This is a genomic window from Actinomadura sp. KC345 (genome assembly GCF_004348515.1).
Taxonomy (GTDB): domain Bacteria; phylum Actinomycetota; class Actinomycetes; order Streptosporangiales; family Streptosporangiaceae; genus Spirillospora.
In genome coordinates this window covers 1-3,672 of record NZ_SMKH01000479.1, presented here as the reverse complement: position 1 = coordinate 3,672, position 3,672 = coordinate 1, and the positions used below count along the sequence as shown (strand labels likewise).

Here is a 3,672-nt window from a genome sequence, read left to right as displayed (position 1 = left end):
CGGGGTCGGGGGTGATGACGACGCTGACCGGCGCGGTCCCCGGACGGTTGCCGCCGAGCGTCTCGATGGCCTCGGCGGCGTCCGGGAGGGCGAACGTGTGCGTGACGAGCCGGTGCAAGGGGTGGCCGCCCGCCTCGATCAGCGCGACGGCCCTGCGGAACGAGGTGTGCCCGACCGCCCGGACGCCCTGGACGCGCAGCCCCCTGGTGACGACGTCGTCGCTGACCCAGCCGGGTACGGGCTTGCCGCCCTTGAGCCCGGCGAGGACCACGGTCCCGCCGCGCCGGACGATCTTCATGGCGTCCAGCACGGTCGTCGGGTCGTGGGACGCGACGTCGATCACCACGTCGGCCGGCTCGCCGCCGGTCAGCTCCAGGACCCTCGCCGGCACCCCGCTGTCCGCCGCGTGCCCGCCGGGGTCCTGATCGGCCACGACGACGGCGGTCGCGCCCAGGTCGAGCGCCAGGTCGAGCTTGTGCCGGTCGGCGGCCAGCCCGGTGACGATCACCGGATCGGCTCCGGCCGCCCGCGCCGCCAGCACGCAGGCGAGCCCCCGCTGCCCGGCGCCCAGCACGACCACGCAGTCGCCGGCGCGGGTGCCGGGCACCTCCACGCCCCACTCGACCCCGGCGGCCAGGGCGTTGAACGTCGCGGCGGTGATCGGGTCGACGGCGTCCGGAACCCGGTGCACGACCGAGTTCGGGTGCAGGTACATGTGGTCGGCGAACCCGCCCCACAGCGCGGGCGGGATCTTGGCGGGCACGAAACCGTAGCTCATCGGGTAGTGGTCCCAGCCGGCGCAGAGCACGTACCGGCCGGTCCGGCACTCGCGGCACGCGCCGCACGGCAGCGCCGGCTCGACCACGACCCGGTCGCCCTCCGCGAGGTGCCAGCGCCGCGCCGCCCGCGCGCCGATCGCCGCGATCCGCCCGACCGGCTCGTGCCCGGGGACGAACGGCGAGGTGGGGCCGATGGTGTCGAACAGCGCGCCGCTGTACTCCTCCACGTCCGTCCCGCAGATCCCGCACGCCTCGACGCGCAGGAGCGCCTCGTCCGGCCCGATGTCGGGCAGCGGCAGCTCCACCAGGTCGAGGGTGCGCGGGGAACGCTGGAGAACCGCCCGGGCGGCGCCCACCCCGCTCATCTGCCCGCCGTCACTTGGTGATCGTCCGGATGCCGCCGAAGACCCGGCGGACGCGCGGCGCGAAGTGCTCCAGCGGCGGGGTGTCGAAGCCGGGGTCGAAGGCGACCTGGTCCCACTCGTCGGCGAACCGGAGGGCCTCGGCGTACCAGGGCTCGTCCCTGAACACCTCCCGCTCGGCCGGGTCCCAGCCGAAGTGGTGGCCGTAGTGCGCCGCCTCGAACGTCTGGTGGGCGTGGATGACCTGGTAGACCTCCTCGCACACGTACGGCCGCAGGATCTCGGCGGCGACCGCGGCGTGGTTGGCCGTGGAGATCACCTTGCCCATGTCGTGGCAGAGCGCGGCGACGACCATCTCGTCGCCCGCGCCCGCCGCCTCGGCGTGCGCGGCGGTCTGCAGCGAGTGCTGGAGCTGGTCGACCGCGAACCCGTCGCTGAACGCCGACAGCGCGGACAGCATCGGCAGTACGCGGTCGGGTGCGTCGTCCTGCGTCTTGAGGGTCTCGCGGCGGATGTGCATCCACTCGTCGCGGGTGCCCTCGTCCATTCGGGTGAACATGTGCCTCCTTACCGGTAGCGCGGCCGGAACTCCGGCTCGGCGGGGTCAAGGCCGTTCTCGTGCTCGGCGAACCAGCGCGTCCGTACCGCCCTGGTCAGCCGCGCGTCGACGAGCACCGGCCCGGACGGGTCGGCGATCAGTCCCTTGATGTCGTCCAGCTCCCCGGGCGTCCGGACGGTCGCCGCCCGCGCGCCGAACGCGCGGGCGACCGCCGCGAAGTCGGGCCGCGGGATCAGCGACAGACCGGTGTCCATGCCCCGGTGCAGCATGTTGTGGTACTCGTAGCCGAACGCCGCGTCGTTCATGACGACGACCACGAGCCGCAGCCGCCGCCGCACCGCCGTGTCCAGCTCGGCGAGGTTCATCATCAGCGCGCCGTCGCCGGTGACGGCGAGCGTCACCCGGTCGGGACGGGCGGTCGCCGCGCCGATCGCCGACGCGAGCCCGAGCCCGATCGACCCGAAGTTCACGGGGAACACGAACCCCGACGGGTCGGGCACCGACAGGCCCCGGCTCGGCTCCGACAGCGCGGCGTGGCCGCCCTCGACCACCAGCGTCCGCTCGCGCGGGACCATCCGCTCCAGCGCGGCGACCACCGTGTGCGGGTCGAGGCCCGTCTCGTCGCTGCCGTCGGGGTACTCGGTCTCGTAGGAGTACGCGCCGATCCGCCGCGTCGTCTCGCCGGTCCGCCACCCGGTCTTCGGTTCGGCCGTCTCGGCGAGCATCGCCGCGAAGGCTCCGGCGTCGCCGAGTACCCGCAGGTCGGCGGGCGTCCAGGCGTCGAACGCCTCGGGCCGGACGTCGTTGTGCACGATCACCGGGCCGCCGGCGAGCATGCGCCCACCGTCCACGGTGAACGAGTTCAGCCCGGCCCCCACCGCGAGCAGCAGGTCGGAGGCCCTGATCAGCTCCCGTCCGATCTTCGTGGCGAAGCCCCCGCACACGCCGACGTCGAACGGCTCGCCGCCGAACAGGCCCTTGGCCTTCAGCGTCGTGGCCAGCAGCGCGCCCGTCCGCTCCCCCAGCGCGACGAGCTGCTCCCTCGCCCCCGCGGCCCCGCGCCCGGCCACGATGACCGGCCGCTCCGCCCGCGCGAGGGCCGCCGCGACCCGCGCCACCTCCTCGGTCCGCGGCAGCGGCGCCGGCGGGTGATCTTCCCGGAACGGTCCGGGCCCCTCCCCGGCCTCCAGGTGCAGCAGCGGGGTCGGGACGTTCACGACGATCGGCCGCCGCTCGGTGAGCGCCCGCCTGACCGCGAGTACCACGTCCCCCACAGCGGACTCCGCCGAATGCACCTGCTGCACGCCCGCCCCGCTCGGGCGGATGACGTCCTGCTGGTCGATGGCCTGCGGATTCCGGCGGTCACCCGGCGGCGTGTCGGCGGCCACGAGCAGCACCGGCGTTTCGGCTCGCGCGGCCTCGGTCAGCGCGGTGACCGCGTTGGTGAGCGCGGGACCGTGTGTGACGGTCGCGACACCGAGCCGTCCCCCGGCCCGCGCGTACCCGTCCGCCATCAGGACGGCGCCGTCCTCCCGCGCCGCCGCGACGTAGTCCGCGCCGTGCTCGCGGACCAGCACGTCCAGGATCGGCAGGTTCCCGTCGCCCAGCACACCGAACAGGCAGGACACACCCTGCGCGGCGAGCGCCCCCGCCACCGCCTCGGCAACCCGCATGAGCGCCTCCCAACGCGTACCGCATTGGTGGGACTATCTTATAAAAGAAAGCCATCAGTCAAGGGGGTGCGGTCGGTTGCCGCGGCCGGTCGTTCAGCTGCGGCGTTCGACGCCGCGGCGCATGGCCTCCAGAAAGATCCTGGTCACGAGGCCGAGGATGACGAGGTCGCCGACCATCTGCACCGTGGTCGGGGTCCGGGCCGCCTGGGAGCGCGCAAGCATCAAGGCGTGAGGCACAGAGTGTGAAGGGCCGGACCGGGAGCGTGGAGAGGGAGCGGCCCGAAAGCGGTGGGCCGGGC

At 74.2% G+C, this 3,672-nt stretch carries 4 protein-coding genes; all 4 read right to left on the bottom strand.

The annotated features are described in order from the left end of the window. Nucleotides 1–1,144: zinc-binding dehydrogenase (locus E1281_RS38475; protein ID WP_131884623.1), on the bottom strand; the 1,144-nt coding region annotated here is incomplete at its 3' end. Between the two features lie 10 nt (nt 1,145–1,154). Further along, nucleotides 1,155–1,700 (bottom strand): HD domain-containing protein, encoded by a 546-nt coding sequence (locus tag E1281_RS38470; protein WP_131884622.1) that lies wholly within the window; start codon nt 1,698–1,700, stop codon nt 1,155–1,157. A gap of 8 nt (nt 1,701–1,708) precedes the next feature. Beyond that, a complete protein-coding gene (locus tag E1281_RS38465) occupies nt 1,709–3,373 on the bottom strand; it encodes a thiamine pyrophosphate-binding protein (protein WP_131884621.1) in 1,665 nt (554 codons plus the stop codon). A gap of 93 nt (nt 3,374–3,466) precedes the next feature. Further along, nucleotides 3,467–3,598: a hypothetical protein gene (locus E1281_RS42760; protein ID WP_279433691.1), complete on the bottom strand. Its 132-nt coding sequence runs from the start codon at nt 3,596–3,598 to the stop codon at nt 3,467–3,469. Nucleotides 3,599–3,672 lie beyond the last annotated feature (74 nt).